Source organism: Erwinia persicina NBRC 102418 (genome assembly GCF_001571305.1).
GTDB lineage: Bacteria > Pseudomonadota > Gammaproteobacteria > Enterobacterales > Enterobacteriaceae > Erwinia > Erwinia persicina.
On sequence record NZ_BCTN01000013.1, the window covers coordinates 1 to 16,522 of the forward strand.

Here is a 16,522-nt window from a genome sequence, read left to right on the forward strand (position 1 = left end):
TCAATACTGATGTAGCTGGCGGTGCAGTTCCATTCACTACTAAAAGTATGTTTTTCAATTTCAAGAAGATTAGTGAATTTGAGTCAGTTAATCAGATTATCCTAAAATCTAACCAAACATCCTACCTGAAGTACATCCTAGATCCTCAAAGTGCAGCAACTATAGAATCTAAAATTATTCCATACAAGAACGCACCTCTGACTAAGCAAGGCAACATCACACAGCTTCGTTCCAGGTCTAAGAACAATAAATATAAAAAGGTAAAGAGCAAGAGCGGTAACACGTACTTAATCGATACTACAAAGAAATCTGCTAAGCGTAATCCAAAACTGGCACGTGAAAAGAGAGTAATTGGCTATTACGGTTCAGTAGGAAGAAGACCATTGTTTGACTACTACGATGAAACCGAGAAAAGAGTAATACAACAATTAAGGAATTTACGGGGTGGCTTTGATTACCGATGGAGAAATTAAGATGAACAACTTAGAACAATTCCCATGTTACGATCATTCTGTACTAGAAGATTTTTCATTTCATGCTATCAAGCCAGTAAGTGTTACCATACCATATGATAAAGCACTATCTGGAAATAAGCTTATCAAAAAGAAAGTAGATGATGAACATGGTAAATTAGTAGTGTATAGCTTCAATCATGATAATACACCTCGTGTAAATGAGGACGATGTATTGACCGTTGAGCTAAGTAAAGAGAAGACAGAAGTAAAGGTACTATATTCTTACAATCACATCTTTAAGGGTCATCGCGTCTATTCCTGTGTATGTCAGATACAGGAGAATGTATGATAAGTATTCTTATCGATTTATTTAAAACGGCTACAACGTTCTTTACTAAGAAGCAAGAAAGTAAAGATAAGTTAGTAGCTAAGAACTCAGAGCAACAAAACGAAATTACTTTAGAGGAAACGAAGAAGGGGTTTACATGGCGGCAAGCATTAGGCTATGTACTAACGTTCATCGTGTTTTATAACTACGTTGTGATTCCTATCCTAGCTCTATGCGGGGTAATACTTCCTACGATACCACTTGCAGATGTTTGGAAGATTTTGGTAATCTTGATTGATGGTAATTAATTCATCTATAGGTATGTACGTGAAATTTAATGTAAAAGACTACTTCTTCGCTTTTATGGTTTTTTTAATATTTTTATTTTGCATTTCATTAGCGTTTCCAAGTTCACATAAAGATGTGAAAATAACTGATTGGTTATCATTAGCATTCAACGCGGCGTTGACAATAGTAGGTGTCAAAGGTTTTTACTTAGCTAGAAATTGGAAGCAATCACTTACAGAGGGTAGGGCTTTGGAGGAGGGCATACAATTAAAATATGATGCATTTGAAAAATATAATAATGTAATGTTTGGGTTTTTACCCTCAACATTAGAACACCAGCTACCCAATCCCTTTCACGAAAATTTCTTTGATGATAAAAGAGCCATTAATTTTTATGCTAGTATCAATTCAATTTACAACGACTTGGATGAATTAAGGGATGCAATTACTGAAATTCATAGAGTTATTGAAAGGTTGGTTTTTTTTCGGTGGGATCTATGTGAAGATAAATTAAGAGAGTTTCTAGCTTTAGATAAAGATTTAGATAATCTTTATTTATTACGCTTTGAATTAGATCATGTTTTTAATGATTTTCTAAAAACAAAAAATATGACTATTCATAGGAGTAATGATTTTCCAAAGATATTATATTCGAAAAATGATGCTGACATCGAGCAAGCACGACGTGCGTTAAACGAATTTTTCATGAGTTCGGAAAGATACATTGAAGTAAAAAGTTTAGTTGATAAAATGATGACTATAAGATCTCAGTCGCTTAACTCAATGAAAGTACTTTTGAATCGTCATGAGGACATTTTCCAGTTAATCACTCCGCGTCAGATGTAATTTACAATACCCACCTAGAATTTTAGGTGGGGATTTTATTTTAAAGATAAGCCACAAAAAATTACAGGGTGTTTTGTGCAGGTACATTTTTAAAATGTTTTTCCAATAACTCAGCAATACTAGGTTCTGTATTATTACCGATTACCAAATCAACACTTTCTTTAATCTTGTCAGATGCATTACCCATCGCAACACCAAGACCTGCACTTTCTAGCATACTTAAATCATTATAGTTATCACCAAAAGCGATAACCTGACTCATAGATAAACCCTGAGATTCAACCCATTGTGCTAATCGTTTTCCTTTACTGTTTCCACTTTGAGCAATATCAACCTGATCATGCCAAGACCATTCACAAGCGAGGCCAAGCTCACGCTCAACAACTTCAGTGAATTCTTGCAATTTAACTATATCGTTACCAGTAAGTGCAAACTTCCAAATATTATCGACATTCCTTGCTGCTTCTCTTAGCGAATCGACTTTTCGAAATACCGGACGCTGTGATTCTGGTAAAGATCTTGCCCAATTTTCTGTACGGATAATATGGCCCGTTGGTTCCTGATAAATCATGGCATCGTCGGCGTACATCAAACTATGAACATTGTAACTATCAAGCAGATCAATTAATTGAGTCGCTTGGTTCGGTTGCAATGGATCAGACGCAAGCACCTTCTTTCCTTGATAATCGTAGAGTAATGCACCATTGCAACATATTGCAGGTGTATCTAACTCAAGTGCTTGATAGAAAGGATGGATTGCAACAAAGTGACGTCCGGTAACAATGATAACTTTTGCTCCAGATTCACGTACTTTTTTTATTGCACTTAGTGATTCAGGAAGGATTTTTTTCTCTGGGGTTAACAAAGTACCGTCTAGATCAAGAGCTACTACCTGATAGTTCATATCTTGTTTCGCCGTCATTAAATGATGAGTTTTTCCGATAGTACACCGCTTAATGCCTACTTCAAACTTACCACGTAGTGGTAAAAGTTAGGTGAGCAGGGTAAGCAACAGAATGAATTCAATGTAGTTTTAGGCTTTTTGTTTATATACTGTAGCCTCTATTCAAATAAGTGCCATTACAGCAGATTGCAGGTGTATCCAGCGCCAGTGCCTGATAAAAAGGATGGATGGCCACATGATGGCGTCCGGTCACGATCAGGATTTTTATGCCAGCCTGCTGCGCTTTTTTGAGGGCTTCCAGTGATTCTGGCAGAATGGTTTTGGTAGGGGTTAACAGCGTGCCGTCCAGATCGAGGGCGATGATGCGATAGCTCATAACAGTTCCCGTGGCTCAAAAGAAGTCAATAAGTGTACACCTTGTGACGTCAGCCACAAAACTGACGGTACAGATGGCAAGTAAGTCCGACGACGGTGGTGAATACTTTACCACTCACCGATTTTCCGTTCAGAACAAGGAGCATTCATGAAACAAGTTGTTTATACCGCCAGCCCTGAGAGCCATCAGATCCACGCCTGGCAGATGAATGATGCGGGCGCACTGACGCTGCTACAGGTTGTTGATGCGCCTGGCCAGGTACAGCCCATGGTGGTCAGCCCGGACAAGAAGTTTCTTTACGTGGGTGTTCGCCCGGATTTCCGCATCGTTGCCTACCGCATTGAGGCTGACGGCAAACTGAAAGAAGCCGGTCATGCGCCCCTGGCAGGCAGCCCGACGCACATCTCGACCGATCGTGAGGGCCGCTTTATTTTCGTCGGTTCCTACAACGATGCTTTCGTCAGCGTCAGCCCGATCGGTGCCGATGGCCTGCCGGGGGCGCCCGTGCAGACCGTGAGCGGTCTGGATGGCTGTCATTCTGCGAACATCGACCTGACGAACCAGACGCTGTTTGTTCCGGCGCTGAAGCAGGACCGTATTGCGCTGTTCAGCCTGTCTGACAGCGGTGAACTGACGCCGTGTGCACAGTCTGAACTGAAAACGAAGCCCGGGGCGGGTCCGCGTCATATGGCGTTCCACCCGAATCAGCGTTACGTCTACTGCGTTAACGAACTGGACAGTACCGTTGACGTCTGGGACTTAAGCAAAGGTGACGTGGAGAAAGTGCAGAGCCTGGATATGATGCCGGAAGGATTCAGTGATACCCGCTGGGCGGCTGATATTCATATCACGCCAGATGGCCGCCATCTGTACAGCTGCGATCGCACCGCCAGCATCATTACCACGTTCAGCATCAGCGCGGATGGCGCCACCCTGACCGTGGAAGGGCATCAGCCAACAGAAACCCAGCCGCGCGGCTTTAATATTGATAACCGCGGGCAGTACCTGGTGGCCGCCGGACAGAAATCACATCATATTGAAGTGTATAAAATCACCGCCGATCGCGGTCTGTTGCAGCCGCTGGCGCGGTATGCTGTAGGGCAGGGGCCAATGTGGGTCGTGATCCACGCGCTGGATTAAGAGGCCGGGCGAAACAGAAGGTCAGCCTTGCGGCGAAAGTGACATCAGCTGCAGGGCGACCTGCTTTCCTCGTCGCCCTGCAGGTCGCTCTGATTTATGAATACATCGCCGTTATGGAAGCACTGCCCAGCGAATGGAAATGAACGTTAAAGCCCACCATCGCACCACTGGCGTTCTCATCCACTTCAAGACGATCAGTATCTATCGCGTGAACGGTGAAAATATAGCGGTGAGATTCGCCCTTCGGCGGTGCCGCGCCGCCGTAGCCCGCGCTGCCAAAATCGGTACGGGTCTGTACTGAACCGGCCGGCAGATCCGCTTTGCCGGAACCGGCACCCGCCGCCAGCTCCCGCGTGTCAGCGGGCAGGTTAGCCACCACCCAGTGCCACCAGCCGGAACCGGTTGGCGCGTCAGGATCGTAGCAGGTGACGACAAAACTTTTCGTCCCTGCAGGCACCTCGTCCCAGGCCAGATGTGGCGACAGATTTTCCCCCTGGTAACCCATGGCATTCAGCACCTGGCGTTCCGGTAATTTATCGCCGTCGTTGAAATCCTGGCTGACTAGCTTCATTCCATCTCCTTAACCTTCAGATGTGATGTCACCCCGCAGCCGGGGTGAGCACCCTGTTATTGGTGAAGTAACTTCAGCAGCTCTTCGGCTGCGGCAGCGGAAGAGGCCGGGTTTTGTCCGGTAACCAGATGGCCATCGGTCAGTACGTACACACCCCAGTCATCGGTGCGCTCAAACTGACCGCCCAGCTTCTTCAGCTCGTCTTCCACCAGGAAAGGTACCACATCCGTCAGGCCAACGGCCTCTTCTTCACTGTTGGTAAAACCGGTGACACGTTTGCCGGCGACCAGCGGCGTGCCGTCCGGCTTTTTCGCGTGACGCAGCACGCCGGGAGCGTGGCAGACGGTGCCGACGGGCTTACCGTTGGCGAACAGCGTTTCGATCAGCTGAATACTGGTCAGGTCTTCGGCCAGATCCCACAGCGGCCCGTGACCACCGGGATAAAATACGGCGTCAAATTCGCCGGGGTCGATTGCATCCAGCCGCTGAGTATTGGCCAGCGCCTGCTGCGCGGCAATGTCATTGCGAAAACGCTCGGTATCGCTGGTTTGCGCATCGGGCGCATCGCTGACCGGGTCAAGCGGCGGCTGCCCTCCGGCAGGGGAAGCCAGCACCACCGAAATCCCCGCATCGCGGAAGACATAATAGGGTGCAGCAAACTCTTCCAGCCAGAATCCGGTTTTATGGCCGGTATCGCCCAGCTTGTCGTGTGATGTCAGTACCATTAACAGTTTCATTGCGGTTTATCTCCTGCCACGCGAACCACGAGCTTGCCAAAGTTTTTGCCCTGCAGCATGCCGATGAAGGCTTCCGGTGCATTATCCAGACCATCGATAATATCTTCGCGGAAGACCAGACGATCTTCAGCGACCCACTTGCTCATCTGACGGAAGAACTCATCAAAGCGGTGGCCGTAATCCTGATTAATAATAAAGCCTTCCACGCGCAGGCGTTTGCGCAGGATGGCACTCTGCAGCTGCGGCAGGCGATCCGGACCGTCGCTTGCGCCGGTGCTGTTATAGTCGGCGATTAGCCCACAGACCGGAATACGTCCTTTGGTATTCATCAGCGGCAGGACGGCATTAAACACTTTGCCTCCCACGCTTTCGAAGTAGATGTCGATGCCATCGGCACAGTGGCGGGCAAGCTGTTCAGCCAGGTTGTCATCGCGGTGGTCGAGGCAGCGGTCGAAGCCCAGCACTTCTTCGGCATAACGGCATTTCTCCGCACCCCCGGCGATCCCGACAACATGACAGCCCTTCAGTTTGGCAATCTGGCCGACAAGCGAGCCCACGGCTCCGGTGGCGGCCGCCACCACGACGGTTTCCCCGGCCTGCGGGTTACCGATGTCCAGCAGCCCCATATAGGCCGTGAAGCCCGGCATACCGAGCATACCCAGCGCCCATGAAGGATGCTTCAGCACCGGGCCGCTGAGTTTCACCAGGTCTTCACCGGTGGACAGGGCAAAATCCTGCCAGCCGCTGTAGCCCAGCACCCAGTCGCCTGCGGCGAAGTCAGGATGCTCTGAACGTTCTACTATCGACACCGTACCACCACACATCACCTCATTGACGGCAACGGGCGGGACGTAAGAAGGGGCATCGCTCATCCGTCCGCGCATGTACGGGTCCAGCGACAGCCAGACGGTGCGCAGGAGTACCTCGCCCTGCGAAGGGGTGGGAACGTGCTGGGATTCCAGGTGGAAATTGGCTGGGGTCGGCGCACCGTGCGGGCGCGATGCCAGCAACAGCCGACGATTGGTATGTTTATCTTGTGGCATGTTATCTCCTGATATGCGGCAGTAAGCCGCAAAAAAACCTGGTAAAAGTCTAGCCCATCACAGAGATGGCTGCCTGGAGGGTGCCTTTATTTCAGATAATTAAACAGGGCAGGATGTGCTACGGCGGCGGCGACCGCGTCCGTTAACCGGGCCAGCGCCCCGGGTGAGATCACATACGGAGGCATCAGATAGATCAGCCGGCCAAAGGGGCGGATCCACACGCCCTGTTGCACAAAGAACTGCTGCATCGCCGCCATATTCACCGGTCGGTGGGTCTCCACCACCCCAATCGCGCCCAGCACGCGCACATCAGCCACCTCCGGGCTGTCACGCAACGGCAGAAGCGCGGCACTGAGCTGATGCTCAATGGCGCTGACCTGCGCCGGCCAGTGATTTTCCTGCAGCATGGCCAGGCTTTCCGACGCCACGGCGCAGGCCAGCGGGTTACCCATAAACGTCGGCCCGTGCATAAAGCAGCCTGCTTCGCCATTGCTGATGGTCTCGGCCACCTGCCGGGTCGTCAGGGTGGCCGACAGGGTCATTGTGCCCCCGGTCAGCGCCTTGCCCACGCAGAGGATGTCCGGGCTGATAGCCGCATGTTCACAGGCAAACAGTTTACCGGTGCGGCCAAAGCCGGTGGCAATTTCATCGGCGATCAGCAGCAGCTGGTAATGATCGCACAGCTCACGCACCCGACGGAGATAGCGCGGGTGATAAAAGCGCATTCCGCCCGCTCCCTGCACGATGGGTTCGAGGATCACCGCCGCCAGCTGGTGATGATGGGTCGCTATGGCCTGTTCGAGGGCGTCGGCGTCCTGCTCCTGCCATGGCTGGTCAATACGCGGCGGAGCGGGAACGAACAGGTGCTCCGGCAGGTAGCCCTGATACAGGCTGTGCATGCTGTTCTGCGGGTCGCATACCGACATGGCGGCAAAGGTATCCCCGTGATAACCGTTACGCAGGGTGAGAAAGCGCTGACGCTTTTCCCCTTTTGCCTGCCAGTACTGCAGCGCCATTTTCATCGCCACTTCGACCGCCACCGATCCCGAATCCGCAAGGAACACGCACGACAGCGGGGCGGGCGTCATCGCGACCAGACGGCGGCACAGCGACACGGCGGCCGGATGGGTGATCCCGCCAAACATCACGTGAGACATCTGCGCCATCTGGGTCTGCAGCGCCCGGTTAAGACGCGGATGGTTATAGCCGTGGATCGCGGCCCACCAGGAGGACATGCCGTCGACCAGCTCCCGACCGTCCGCCAGCTGAAGCGACGTGCCGGCGGCGGCCACCACCGGATAACAGGGCAGCGGCTGGCTCATGGACGTGTAGGGGTGCCAGATATGGTCACGGTCAAAGGCAAGATCGTCTGGGGTCATAAAATCACTTGTAAACCAAAAATAAAAAATTTAGTTTACAAGTATAACCAGGCCGTGAAGACAAATGACAGACTTTTTTGGAGCAAGCAATGGCAACACGTTGGACCCTCTCTCAGGCACAGGCGCTGTTTGATAAGCCTTTTCTCGAACTGATGTTTGAAGCCCAGCAGACGCATCGTCAGCATTTTGACCCGCGCCAGGTGCAGGTCAGTACGCTGCTGTCGATTAAAACCGGGGCCTGCCCGGAAGACTGCAAATATTGTCCGCAAAGCGCCCGTTACAAAACCGGGCTGGAGTCGGAGCGCCTGATGGAGGTGGAGGAGGTGCTCAGTTCGGCGCGTAAAGCCAAAGCCGCCGGGTCCGGGCGCTTCTGCATGGGGGCCGCATGGAAAAACCCCCATGAGCGCGATATGCCTTATCTGGAACAGATGGTGCAGGGCGTCAAAGCGATGGGCATGGAAACCTGCATGACCCTCGGCACCCTCAGCCAGCAGCAGGCGCAGCGCCTGGCGCAGGCCGGACTGGATTTCTACAACCACAACCTTGATACCTCGCCGGAGTTTTACGGCAGTATTATCACTACCCGCAGCTATCAGGAGCGGCTGGACACCCTCGGGCAGGTGCGTGACGCCGGTATCAAAGTCTGCTCCGGTGGCATTGTCGGGCTGGGCGAAACGGTCAGCGACCGTGCCGGGCTGCTGGTGCAGCTGGCCAACCTGCCGACTCCGCCGGAAAGCGTGCCGATTAATATGCTGGTCAAAGTGAAAGGCACTCCGCTGGCGGATAATGACGATGTCGACCCGTTCGACTTTATCCGCACCATCGCGGTGGCGCGCATTATGATGCCGCGCTCCCACGTGCGGCTCTCTGCCGGGCGCGAACAGATGAGTGAGCAGACTCAGGCGATGTGTTTTATGGCCGGGGCTAACTCGATTTTTTACGGCTGCAAACTGCTGACGACGCCGAATCCGGAAGAAGACAAAGATCGGGTGCTGTTCCGTAAGCTGGGTCTCAACCCACAGGACAGCGTGACCGACAGCGGTGATAACGAGCAGCAGCAGGCGCTGACAGCGCAGCTGATGCAGGCCGATACCGATCTGTTTTATAACGCGGCGGTGTAATGAGCTGGTCACAACGCCTGACGCAGGCCCTGACCGCCAGACACCAGCGCGGTCAGTATCGACAGCGCCACGCCAGCCAGCAGGGCGATGCGCGCCGTCTGCAGGTGGCCGGGGTGGACTATCTCAACTTCTCCGCGAACGACTATCTCGGACTGAGCCATGACCCCGGCATCGTCAGCGCCTGGCAGCAGGGGGCGGAACGTTACGGCGTCGGCGCGGGGGGATCGACGCATGTTACCGGCTACCGGGCGCCGCAGGCTGCCCTGGAGGAGGAACTGGCCGACTGGCTTGGCTACGATCGCGGCCTGCTGTTTATGTCAGGATTTTCGGCTAATCAGGCGGTGATCGCGGCAATGCTGGCAAAAAACGATCGAATCTTCGCCGATAAGCTCTGTCATGCCTCGCTGCTGGAGGCGGCCAGCCTCAGTCCGGCCACGCTGCGTCGCTTCGCCCATAATCAGCCCGGTGCGCTGGCAACGCTGCTGGCCGGCGACACCCCGGGCGAAACGCTGGTGGTGACAGAAGGGATCTTCAGCATGGACGGTGACCGCGCACCGCTGGCGGCGCTGCATGCACTGTCACAACGCAGCGGAAGCTGGCTGCTGGTGGATGACGCTCACGGTGTCGGCGTCTGCGGTGAGCAGGGGCGCGGAAGTGGCTGGCAGCAGGGCGTGAAAGCGGAGCTGCTGATCGTCACCTTTGGCAAAGCCTTCGGCGTGAGCGGGGCGGCATTGCTGTGCAATGACGACACGGCTGAGTATCTGCTGCAGTTTGCCCGCCATCTGATTTACAGCACTGCCATGCCTCCGGCGCAGGTCTGCGCCATTCATGCTGCGCTGCGAGCTGTCCGCCAGGGGGACGATCTCCGCAGGACGCTGGCGGACAATATCCGCTACTTTCGTCAGCATGCGGAAGGGGGGGCCTGGTCGCTTTCGGCGTCGGACAGTGCGATTCAGCCTCTGATTGTCGGAGAGGAGCAGGCTGCGCTGCGGCTGTCACAGCAACTGCGCGAACGTGGCTGCTGGGTGAATGCTATCCGGCCGCCCACCGTACCGCCCGGCACTTCACGGCTGCGCATCACCCTCAGTGCGGCCCATTCCCGGGATGACATCGATCAGCTTCTGGAGGCACTGTATGCTGCAGATGGTCGATAAACAGGCCGTGGCTGCGGCCTTTGGCCGTGCGGCGCAAAGCTATAACCGCCATGCTGACCTTCAGCGGCAGTGTGGAGAGCATCTGCTGGCCCTGGCCCGCCCCGGCCAGGCGCTGCGGGTGCTGGATGCAGGCTGCGGTACCGGCTGGTTCAGCCAGCGCTGGCGCAGCACCGGGCACCACGTTACCGCACTTGACCTGTCAGAAAAAATGCTGCAGCAGGCGGCACTCAGCCAGGCCGCTGACTGCTATCAGCCCGGGGATATTGAGGCACTGCCGTTTGCCGCGGCCAGCTTCGATCGCTGCTGGAGCAATCTGGCGATCCAGTGGTGCAGCGACTTGCCTCAGGCACTGAAAGAGCTGTGGCGCGTAACCCGCCCCGGCGGGCAGGTGCTGTTCTCCACGCTGCTCGACGGCTCCCTGAGGGAGGTTCAGTACGCCTGGCCGCTGGGTGAACGCGCGCCGGTCAACCAGTTTGCCCGGCTTCAGCAGTTGGAACAGGCGGGGGCTGGGATGAATCTGACCCTGACGCCCTACACGCTGACGCTGGCGTTTCCGGACGTGCTCAGCCTGCTGCGGTCATTAAAAGGGATCGGCGCGACCCATCTGCACCAGGGGCGTGGTGGGCAGGGACTGAGTCGGGGCCATCTGCAGCGGCTGGAAGCCAGCTGGCCGCGTGATGCACGCGGTTGTCTGCTGAGTTATCAACTGGTTTCAGGAGTTATGGAACGTGAGTAAACGCTGGTTTGTTACCGGAACGGATACGGAAGTGGGGAAAACCGTCGCCAGCTGTGCGCTGTTACAGGCAGCGCAGGCGGCGGGCTATCGCTGTGCGGGCTATAAGCCGGTTGCCTCCGGCAGTGAAATGACCCCGGACGGGATCCGCAATGAGGATGCCCTGGCCTTACAGCACTTCAGTGCGGTCAGGCTGCCTTATGCGATGGTCAATCCGCTGGCATTTCTTGAGCCGACTTCGCCGCATATCATCAGTGCAGAAGAGCACCGGCCCATCACCACCATGCAGCTGTCAGCGGGCCTTGAGGTGATTTCACAGCAGGCTGACTGGGTACTGACCGAGGGGGCGGGCGGATGGTTTACCCCGCTCTCTGCCACGCTGACGTTTGCCGACTGGGTGCAGCAGGAGCAGCTACCGGTCATTCTGGTAGTGGGGATAAAACTGGGGTGTATCAATCATGCACTGCTCACCGCTCAGGCGATAAAGGTGGCGGGGCTGCCGCTGGCCGGCTGGATTGCCAACGGCATCCAGCCGCCGGGAAAACGGCATCAGGAATATCTGGAGACGCTGATCCGGCGCCTTGACGCGCCGCTGTTGGGGGAGATCCCGCATCTGTACGGGCGCAATTTTACCGACGTGGGGCGCTTTATCACCTTACCCTGATACGTCCGGTATGAACTTGTCGGGGCGACCATTTATCCGGTCGCCCTCCCTCTTCTTTCCCGTTCTAAGCGCTGTCATCACACCGTCAGCCACGTGTTGACCATGCTGTCATCCAACTGGGCCACCGTGCCGTGAGCGACGTTACGTCCGCGATGCAGCAGCAGGAAATAGTCTGCCACCCGACGGATAAACGACAGACGCTGCTCCAGGAGCAGAATGGTCATGCCGAAGTCGTGATTCAGACGATGGATCAGATTACCCATCTCCTCCTCCAGCCACGGTGACATCCCCTCCGTCGGCTCATCCAGAATCAGCAGTTTCGGTTGCAGCACCAGCGCACGCGCCAGCGCTAACTGCTGCTGCTGGTCAATCGGCAGTTCGCCGCTGCGCTGATGGCGCAGGGAATACAGCAGCGGAAAGAGATCGTAAACCATTGGCGGTATGGCCCGATGACGTGCCATACCAGCCCCCGCCAGCAGGGCGATTTGCAGGTTCTCTTCAATGGTCATCTGCGAGAAAATATGGCGGCCCTGCGGCACATAACCAATCCCCAGCGAGGCACGCTGCTCCATGGGCTGCAACAGCAGATCCTGCGGCGGGCCGTTATCGTCCTGCCAGATCATCGACCCGCTGTTAATGGGCAGGTGCCCCATAATGCAGTTGACCAGGGTGGTTTTTCCCATGCCCTGACGACCGATAATACCGGTACAGGAGCCGGGCTGCAGATCCAGATCGACATCCCACAAAATATGGTTTTGCCCGTAAAACTGATTAACAGAACGTAAACTGAGCATCTGACACTCTCCCTCCAGACAGTTATCGATCGCATCTGTATTGCTTACGCTCTGTGTCGTCTGGCAAACAGTCCGGCGTGAATATCACGCCCGCGGCTTTAGGTGCCTCGCTCTGGTGTCCTGACAGGTGAGGCGGTAACGCTAATCTTGCAAATAGCAGGCCAGTTCGGATAAAGGCCAGAAAGACAGACCGCGATCGCCTTCACGGCGAGAAAAGGTCAGCGTTGCTAAACATTCAAGGCGGTAAGGGGTCGTTCTGCACCGGGGTAGTGCTGTTGCCTGGGCGGTGATGGTGCAACGGTCTGTCGCCCGATCGGGGCCGGGCCCGTCCGGGAAGCGGGAGCGTGGCTGACCGCCAGAAATACGGTGTATAAGTCTGGCTTTCTGCCTGGAAAACGGCCGCGATCGCGGCAAAAAAAAAGGAAAAAAAAATATTTGGCGGGCGGAGGAACGCATGGGGACGATTTATACATATCAGACAGGTCAGGCGCTGAAAACAGTTATCCACTATTCCTGTGGATAACCTTGTGCATTAGCATCTGAAAACCTGCGCAAGGCGAGAGCGGACGCGGCTTAGGCTCGGGTTGCTGCGAAACTCGGCTTTTGATTAATAAATATTAAAATCAACAGGTTACTTAAAATCAATACAGTGGAGTTTTCGCCCATCATCCCGCCTGGCTTTTGCCGGGACGCTATTGACAAATGTTAAAAAAAAAAACTGTCTGGGGATAAGCCATTCCGGCACTGACCGCATACGTTTGCGCAACGAGCAGCAAAAGTGCGGCTATGCTGTTACGTGAAACAGTATGAAAAACAACTGTGAATTTATCCAGTCTTTTTTTCTGGCAAAATCGTCACGGCAGAGTAGAATTAGAGTCCGGTTCGCGCACATCTTCATCAGGTAGCCTGTTAATGAGCAAAGTCTTTAAACTCAACTCCGATTTCAAACCTTCTGGCGACCAGCCGGAAGCCATCCGCCGTCTTGAAGAGGGGCTGGAAGACGGGCTGGCGCACCAGACACTGCTGGGCGTAACCGGATCGGGTAAAACGTTCACCGTGGCCAATGTGATTGCCGACCTTAACCGTCCTACGATGGTACTGGCACCGAACAAGACGCTGGCGGCCCAGTTGTACGGCGAAATGAAGGAATTCTTTCCTGATAATGCCGTTGAGTACTTTGTCTCTTATTACGATTATTACCAGCCTGAAGCCTATGTGCCCAGTTCGGACACTTTTATCGAGAAAGACGCCTCGGTAAACGAACATATTGAGCAGATGCGACTGTCAGCGACCAAAGCCCTGCTGGAACGACGCGATGTCATTGTGGTGGCCTCGGTTTCGGCAATCTATGGTCTGGGCGATCCTGACCTCTACCTGAAGATGATGCTGCATCTGACGCGCGGGATGGTCATTGACCAGCGCGCAATCCTCCGCCGACTGGCAGAGCTGCAATATACCCGTAATGATCAGGCCTTCCAGCGCGGCACCTTCCGCGTGCGCGGTGAGGTTATCGATATTTTCCCGGCAGAGTCCGACGACTATGCGCTGCGCGTGGAGCTGTTTGATGAGGAAGTGGAGCGCCTGTCTATCTTTGACCCGCTGACCGGCCAGATTGACTCCGTGATCCCGCGTTATACCATCTATCCGAAAACGCACTATGTGACGCCGCGTGAGCGTATCCTGCAGGCGATGGAGGAGATCAAAGTCGAGCTGGCAGAGCGCAAGCAGGTGCTGCTGGCCAACAATAAGCTGCTGGAAGAGCAGCGCCTCAGTCAGCGTACCCAGTTTGATCTGGAGATGATGAACGAGCTGGGCTACTGCTCCGGTATCGAAAACTACTCCCGCTATCTGTCTGGTCGCGGGCCGGGTGAAGCACCGCCAACCCTGTTCGACTACCTGCCCGCCGATGGCCTGCTGGTGATTGACGAATCCCACGTCACCATTCCGCAGATCGGCGGGATGTATCGCGGGGACCGGGCGCGTAAAGAGACGCTGGTGGAGTACGGCTTCCGCCTGCCATCCGCGCTGGATAACCGTCCGATGAAGTTTGAAGAGTTTGAGGGGCTGGCCCCGCAGACGATTTATGTCTCGGCCACACCCGGTAACTATGAGCTGGAGAAGTCGGGCGGGGACGTGGTGGATCAGGTGGTACGACCTACCGGCCTGCTGGATCCGACAATCGAAGTCCGTCCCGTTGGAACCCAGGTTGACGACCTGCTGTCGGAAATCCGCAAACGCGTGGTGATTAACGAGCGCGTGCTGGTGACGGTGCTGACCAAGCGTATGGCCGAAGACCTGACGGAATATCTGGAAGAGCACGGTGAACGTGTGCGCTACCTGCACTCGGATATCGACACCGTTGAGCGCGTGGAAATTATCCGCGACCTGCGTCTGGGTGAATTTGACGTGCTGGTGGGGATCAACTTACTGCGTGAAGGGCTGGATATGCCCGAGGTCTCGCTGGTGGCGATCCTCGATGCGGATAAAGAGGGCTTCCTGCGTTCAGAGCGCTCGCTGATCCAGACCATCGGGCGTGCAGCACGTAATCTCAACGGAAAGGCGATTCTTTACGGTGACAAAATCACCCCGTCTATGGCGCGCGCCATCAGTGAGACGGAACGCCGCCGTGAAAAGCAGGAGCAGTACAACCTGGAGCACGGTATTGTGCCGCAGGGCCTCAACAAGAAGATTGCTGATATTCTGGAGTTAGGGCAGGGGCTGGCGAAAAACAAAGCGAAAGTGCGCAGTATGAAAGGACGCAGCATTGTTGAGGACGATCCGGCCTATGTTGACCTCTCGCCACAGGGGCTGCAAAAACGCATCCATCAGCTGGAGGCGCAGATGCAGAAACATGCGCAAAACCTGGAGTTTGAAGAAGCAGCCCAGGTTCGCGACCAGCTGCATCAGGTACGTGAGCTGTTTATTGCCGCGTCATAATACCAAGGGCCGATCGTAAAAACGATCGGCCCGTCTGTTTGTCTTTTGTTTTTTTGCCGGGAGACCCTTTTACCGCTCACCCAAGCCGCAGCATAACGGCTGGCAGCCGGTCACACCATGGCCTGAACGGCGTGCTCCAGCGCCAGGCGCAGCAGCTGTCGGTCGTGACGATAAGGAATATCCCCGGCCTCCAGCGGCTCCTGAATAATCAGCCGCCCGTCAATCTGGCTGCTGTCCACTTTCGGCCCCAGCACCAGCGCATCAATGACCCGTTTGCCTATCGCCTTCTCCATCATCGCCAGCTTATCAGGAACCGTCAGTGTTGCCGCCGCCGGGCTGAGTTCTTTACCCAGATTGCCAATGAATACCATGGTGGCCGGCGTCCGGCGCATGGCCTGAGCAATCTCCGGCAGCAGCAGAACCGGCATCAGGCTGGTATAAAAACTGCCGGGCCCAATCAGGATCAGATCTGCTTCACCAATTGCCTCCACCGCTTCACGCGTGGCGCTGACCTTGGGTGAGAGCATCAGCTCCTGCGGTGGCTGCGTCAGCTGGTCAATTTCAGTTTCGCCGTACACCAGATGGCCTTCGTTATCCAGCGCCACCAGGTCGACCGGTTGCTCGGACATCGGGATCAGAAACGCATCCACCTTCAGGAGATTACGGATCAGATTAATCGCCTCAAAAGGGCGGACGCTGAGGTGATCGAGGGCTTTCAGCATCAGATTGCCCAGATTATGCCCGGCCAGTTCGCCGTTGCCGGCAAAGCGATACTCAAACATGGCTGACGCCACGCTGGGTTCGGCAATCAACTGGTTCAGACAGTTGCGCATATCGCCCCAGGCGATCCCCCCTTCCGAACGGCGGATACGCCCGGTGGAGCCACCATTATCAGTGGTAGTGACAATCCCGGTCAGACGGGAACCCAGAGGCGAGAGGGCAGACATCACACGGCCCAGGCCGTGTCCTCCGCCTAATGCCACCACGCGGTCGAGGTCAGCTAAGGTGCGATTTCGCATAATATCCATTTGTTATGTTCGGCCACTGTTTAT

17 protein-coding genes and 1 pseudogene are annotated in these 16,522 nt (G+C 54.6%); 10 read left to right on the top strand and 8 right to left on the bottom strand.

Annotation, left to right across the window (positions count from 1 at the left end; all coding sequences use genetic code 11):
* From EPE01S_RS23645 to EPE01S_RS14595, 4 genes are all read left to right on the top strand, one after another.
* Nucleotides 1-473, top strand: a 473-nt coding sequence (locus EPE01S_RS23645; protein ID WP_062746436.1) for a hypothetical protein, incomplete at its 5' end; no start/stop codon positions are given.
* Nucleotide 474: 1 nt separating this feature from the next.
* Complete coding sequence (locus EPE01S_RS14585) at nucleotides 475-804, top strand: hypothetical protein (protein ID WP_062746437.1); 330 nt, start codon at nucleotides 475-477, stop codon at nucleotides 802-804.
* Nucleotides 801-1,091, top strand: a complete 291-nt coding sequence (locus EPE01S_RS14590) for a hypothetical protein (protein ID WP_062746439.1) — start codon at nucleotides 801-803, stop codon at nucleotides 1,089-1,091. The genes EPE01S_RS14585 and EPE01S_RS14590 overlap by 4 nt, the downstream gene beginning before the upstream one ends.
* Nucleotides 1,092-1,110: 19 nt before the next feature.
* Complete coding sequence (locus tag EPE01S_RS14595) at nucleotides 1,111-1,917, top strand: hypothetical protein (protein ID WP_157076021.1); 807 nt, start codon at nucleotides 1,111-1,113, stop codon at nucleotides 1,915-1,917.
* A gap of 61 nt (nucleotides 1,918-1,978) precedes the next feature.
* Here the strand turns inward: EPE01S_RS14595 and EPE01S_RS14600 are convergent, their stop codons facing one another.
* Together EPE01S_RS14600 and EPE01S_RS14605 are read right to left on the bottom strand one after the other, a co-directional pair.
* Complete coding sequence (locus EPE01S_RS14600; RefSeq protein ID WP_062746443.1) at nucleotides 1,979-2,821, bottom strand: pyridoxal phosphatase; 843 nt, start codon at nucleotides 2,819-2,821, stop codon at nucleotides 1,979-1,981.
* A gap of 166 nt (nucleotides 2,822-2,987) precedes the next feature.
* Nucleotides 2,988-3,197, bottom strand: a pseudogene (locus tag EPE01S_RS14605) (HAD-IIB family hydrolase); the annotation flags it as partial.
* Between the two features lie 147 nt (nucleotides 3,198-3,344).
* Between EPE01S_RS14605 and pgl the strand changes: the two are divergent.
* Entirely contained in the window at nucleotides 3,345-4,337 is a 993-nt protein-coding gene (pgl, locus tag EPE01S_RS14610; protein WP_062746448.1) for a 6-phosphogluconolactonase, read from the top strand.
* A 94-nt stretch (nucleotides 4,338-4,431) separates the two neighbouring features.
* Here pgl and EPE01S_RS14615 read toward each other — a convergent pair whose 3' ends face one another.
* The 4 genes from EPE01S_RS14615 to bioA all read right to left on the bottom strand — a co-directional run bounded on the left by EPE01S_RS14615 (nucleotide 4,432) and on the right by bioA (nucleotide 8,067).
* Nucleotides 4,432-4,908 carry a kinase inhibitor gene (locus EPE01S_RS14615; RefSeq protein WP_062746450.1) on the bottom strand — a complete coding sequence of 159 codons (477 nt, stop codon included), beginning with the start codon at nucleotides 4,906-4,908 and terminating at the stop codon, nucleotides 4,432-4,434.
* A gap of 56 nt (nucleotides 4,909-4,964) precedes the next feature.
* Nucleotides 4,965-5,645 carry a type 1 glutamine amidotransferase domain-containing protein gene (locus tag EPE01S_RS14620; protein WP_062746452.1) on the bottom strand — a complete coding sequence of 227 codons (681 nt, stop codon included), beginning with the start codon at nucleotides 5,643-5,645 and terminating at the stop codon, nucleotides 4,965-4,967.
* The gene (curA, locus tag EPE01S_RS14625) at nucleotides 5,642-6,688 is read right to left on the bottom strand and encodes an NADPH-dependent curcumin/dihydrocurcumin reductase (RefSeq protein ID WP_062746454.1); all 1,047 of its coding nucleotides are present in this window, start codon (nucleotides 6,686-6,688) and stop codon (nucleotides 5,642-5,644) included. Before curA ends, EPE01S_RS14620 begins: the two co-directional genes overlap by 4 nt.
* 86 nt (nucleotides 6,689-6,774) lie before the next feature.
* Nucleotides 6,775-8,067 (bottom strand): adenosylmethionine--8-amino-7-oxononanoate transaminase, encoded by a 1,293-nt coding sequence (bioA, locus tag EPE01S_RS14630; RefSeq protein WP_062746456.1) that lies wholly within the window; start codon nucleotides 8,065-8,067, stop codon nucleotides 6,775-6,777.
* A gap of 89 nt (nucleotides 8,068-8,156) precedes the next feature.
* Between bioA and bioB the strand changes: the two genes are divergently transcribed.
* Genes bioB through bioD form a run of 4 tightly spaced genes read left to right on the top strand, consistent with a single transcriptional unit; the run spans nucleotide 8,157 to nucleotide 11,739 of the window.
* Nucleotides 8,157-9,188: a biotin synthase BioB gene (gene bioB / locus EPE01S_RS14635; protein ID WP_062746458.1), complete on the top strand. Its 1,032-nt coding sequence runs from the start codon at nucleotides 8,157-8,159 to the stop codon at nucleotides 9,186-9,188.
* Nucleotides 9,188-10,342 carry an 8-amino-7-oxononanoate synthase gene (gene bioF, locus EPE01S_RS14640; RefSeq protein ID WP_062746460.1) on the top strand — a complete coding sequence of 385 codons (1,155 nt, stop codon included), beginning with the start codon at nucleotides 9,188-9,190 and terminating at the stop codon, nucleotides 10,340-10,342. The genes bioB and bioF overlap by 1 nt, the downstream gene beginning before the upstream one ends.
* The gene (gene bioC, locus EPE01S_RS14645) at nucleotides 10,323-11,078 is read left to right on the top strand and encodes a malonyl-ACP O-methyltransferase BioC (RefSeq protein WP_062746462.1); all 756 of its coding nucleotides are present in this window, start codon (nucleotides 10,323-10,325) and stop codon (nucleotides 11,076-11,078) included. Before bioF ends, bioC begins: the two co-directional genes overlap by 20 nt.
* On the top strand, nucleotides 11,071-11,739 hold the full coding sequence (gene bioD / locus EPE01S_RS14650; RefSeq protein WP_062746463.1) for a dethiobiotin synthase: 669 nt from the start codon (nucleotides 11,071-11,073) through the stop codon (nucleotides 11,737-11,739). The genes bioC and bioD overlap by 8 nt, the downstream gene beginning before the upstream one ends.
* Nucleotides 11,740-11,816: 77 nt before the next feature.
* On the opposite strand, the gene EPE01S_RS14655 is transcribed toward bioD, so the two are convergent.
* Complete coding sequence (locus tag EPE01S_RS14655; RefSeq protein WP_062746465.1) at nucleotides 11,817-12,533, bottom strand: ABC transporter ATP-binding protein; 717 nt, start codon at nucleotides 12,531-12,533, stop codon at nucleotides 11,817-11,819.
* 912 nt (nucleotides 12,534-13,445) lie between these two features.
* On the opposite strand from EPE01S_RS14655, the gene uvrB reads away from it, so the two are divergent.
* Nucleotides 13,446-15,470 (top strand): excinuclease ABC subunit UvrB, encoded by a 2,025-nt coding sequence (gene uvrB, locus EPE01S_RS14660; RefSeq protein WP_062746467.1) that lies wholly within the window; start codon nucleotides 13,446-13,448, stop codon nucleotides 15,468-15,470.
* A 110-nt stretch (nucleotides 15,471-15,580) separates the two neighbouring features.
* Here uvrB and EPE01S_RS14665 read toward each other — a convergent pair whose 3' ends face one another.
* Nucleotides 15,581-16,489, bottom strand: a complete 909-nt coding sequence (locus tag EPE01S_RS14665) for a gluconeogenesis factor YvcK family protein (RefSeq protein ID WP_062746733.1) — start codon at nucleotides 16,487-16,489, stop codon at nucleotides 15,581-15,583.
* Between the last annotated feature and the right edge of the window lie 33 nt (nucleotides 16,490-16,522).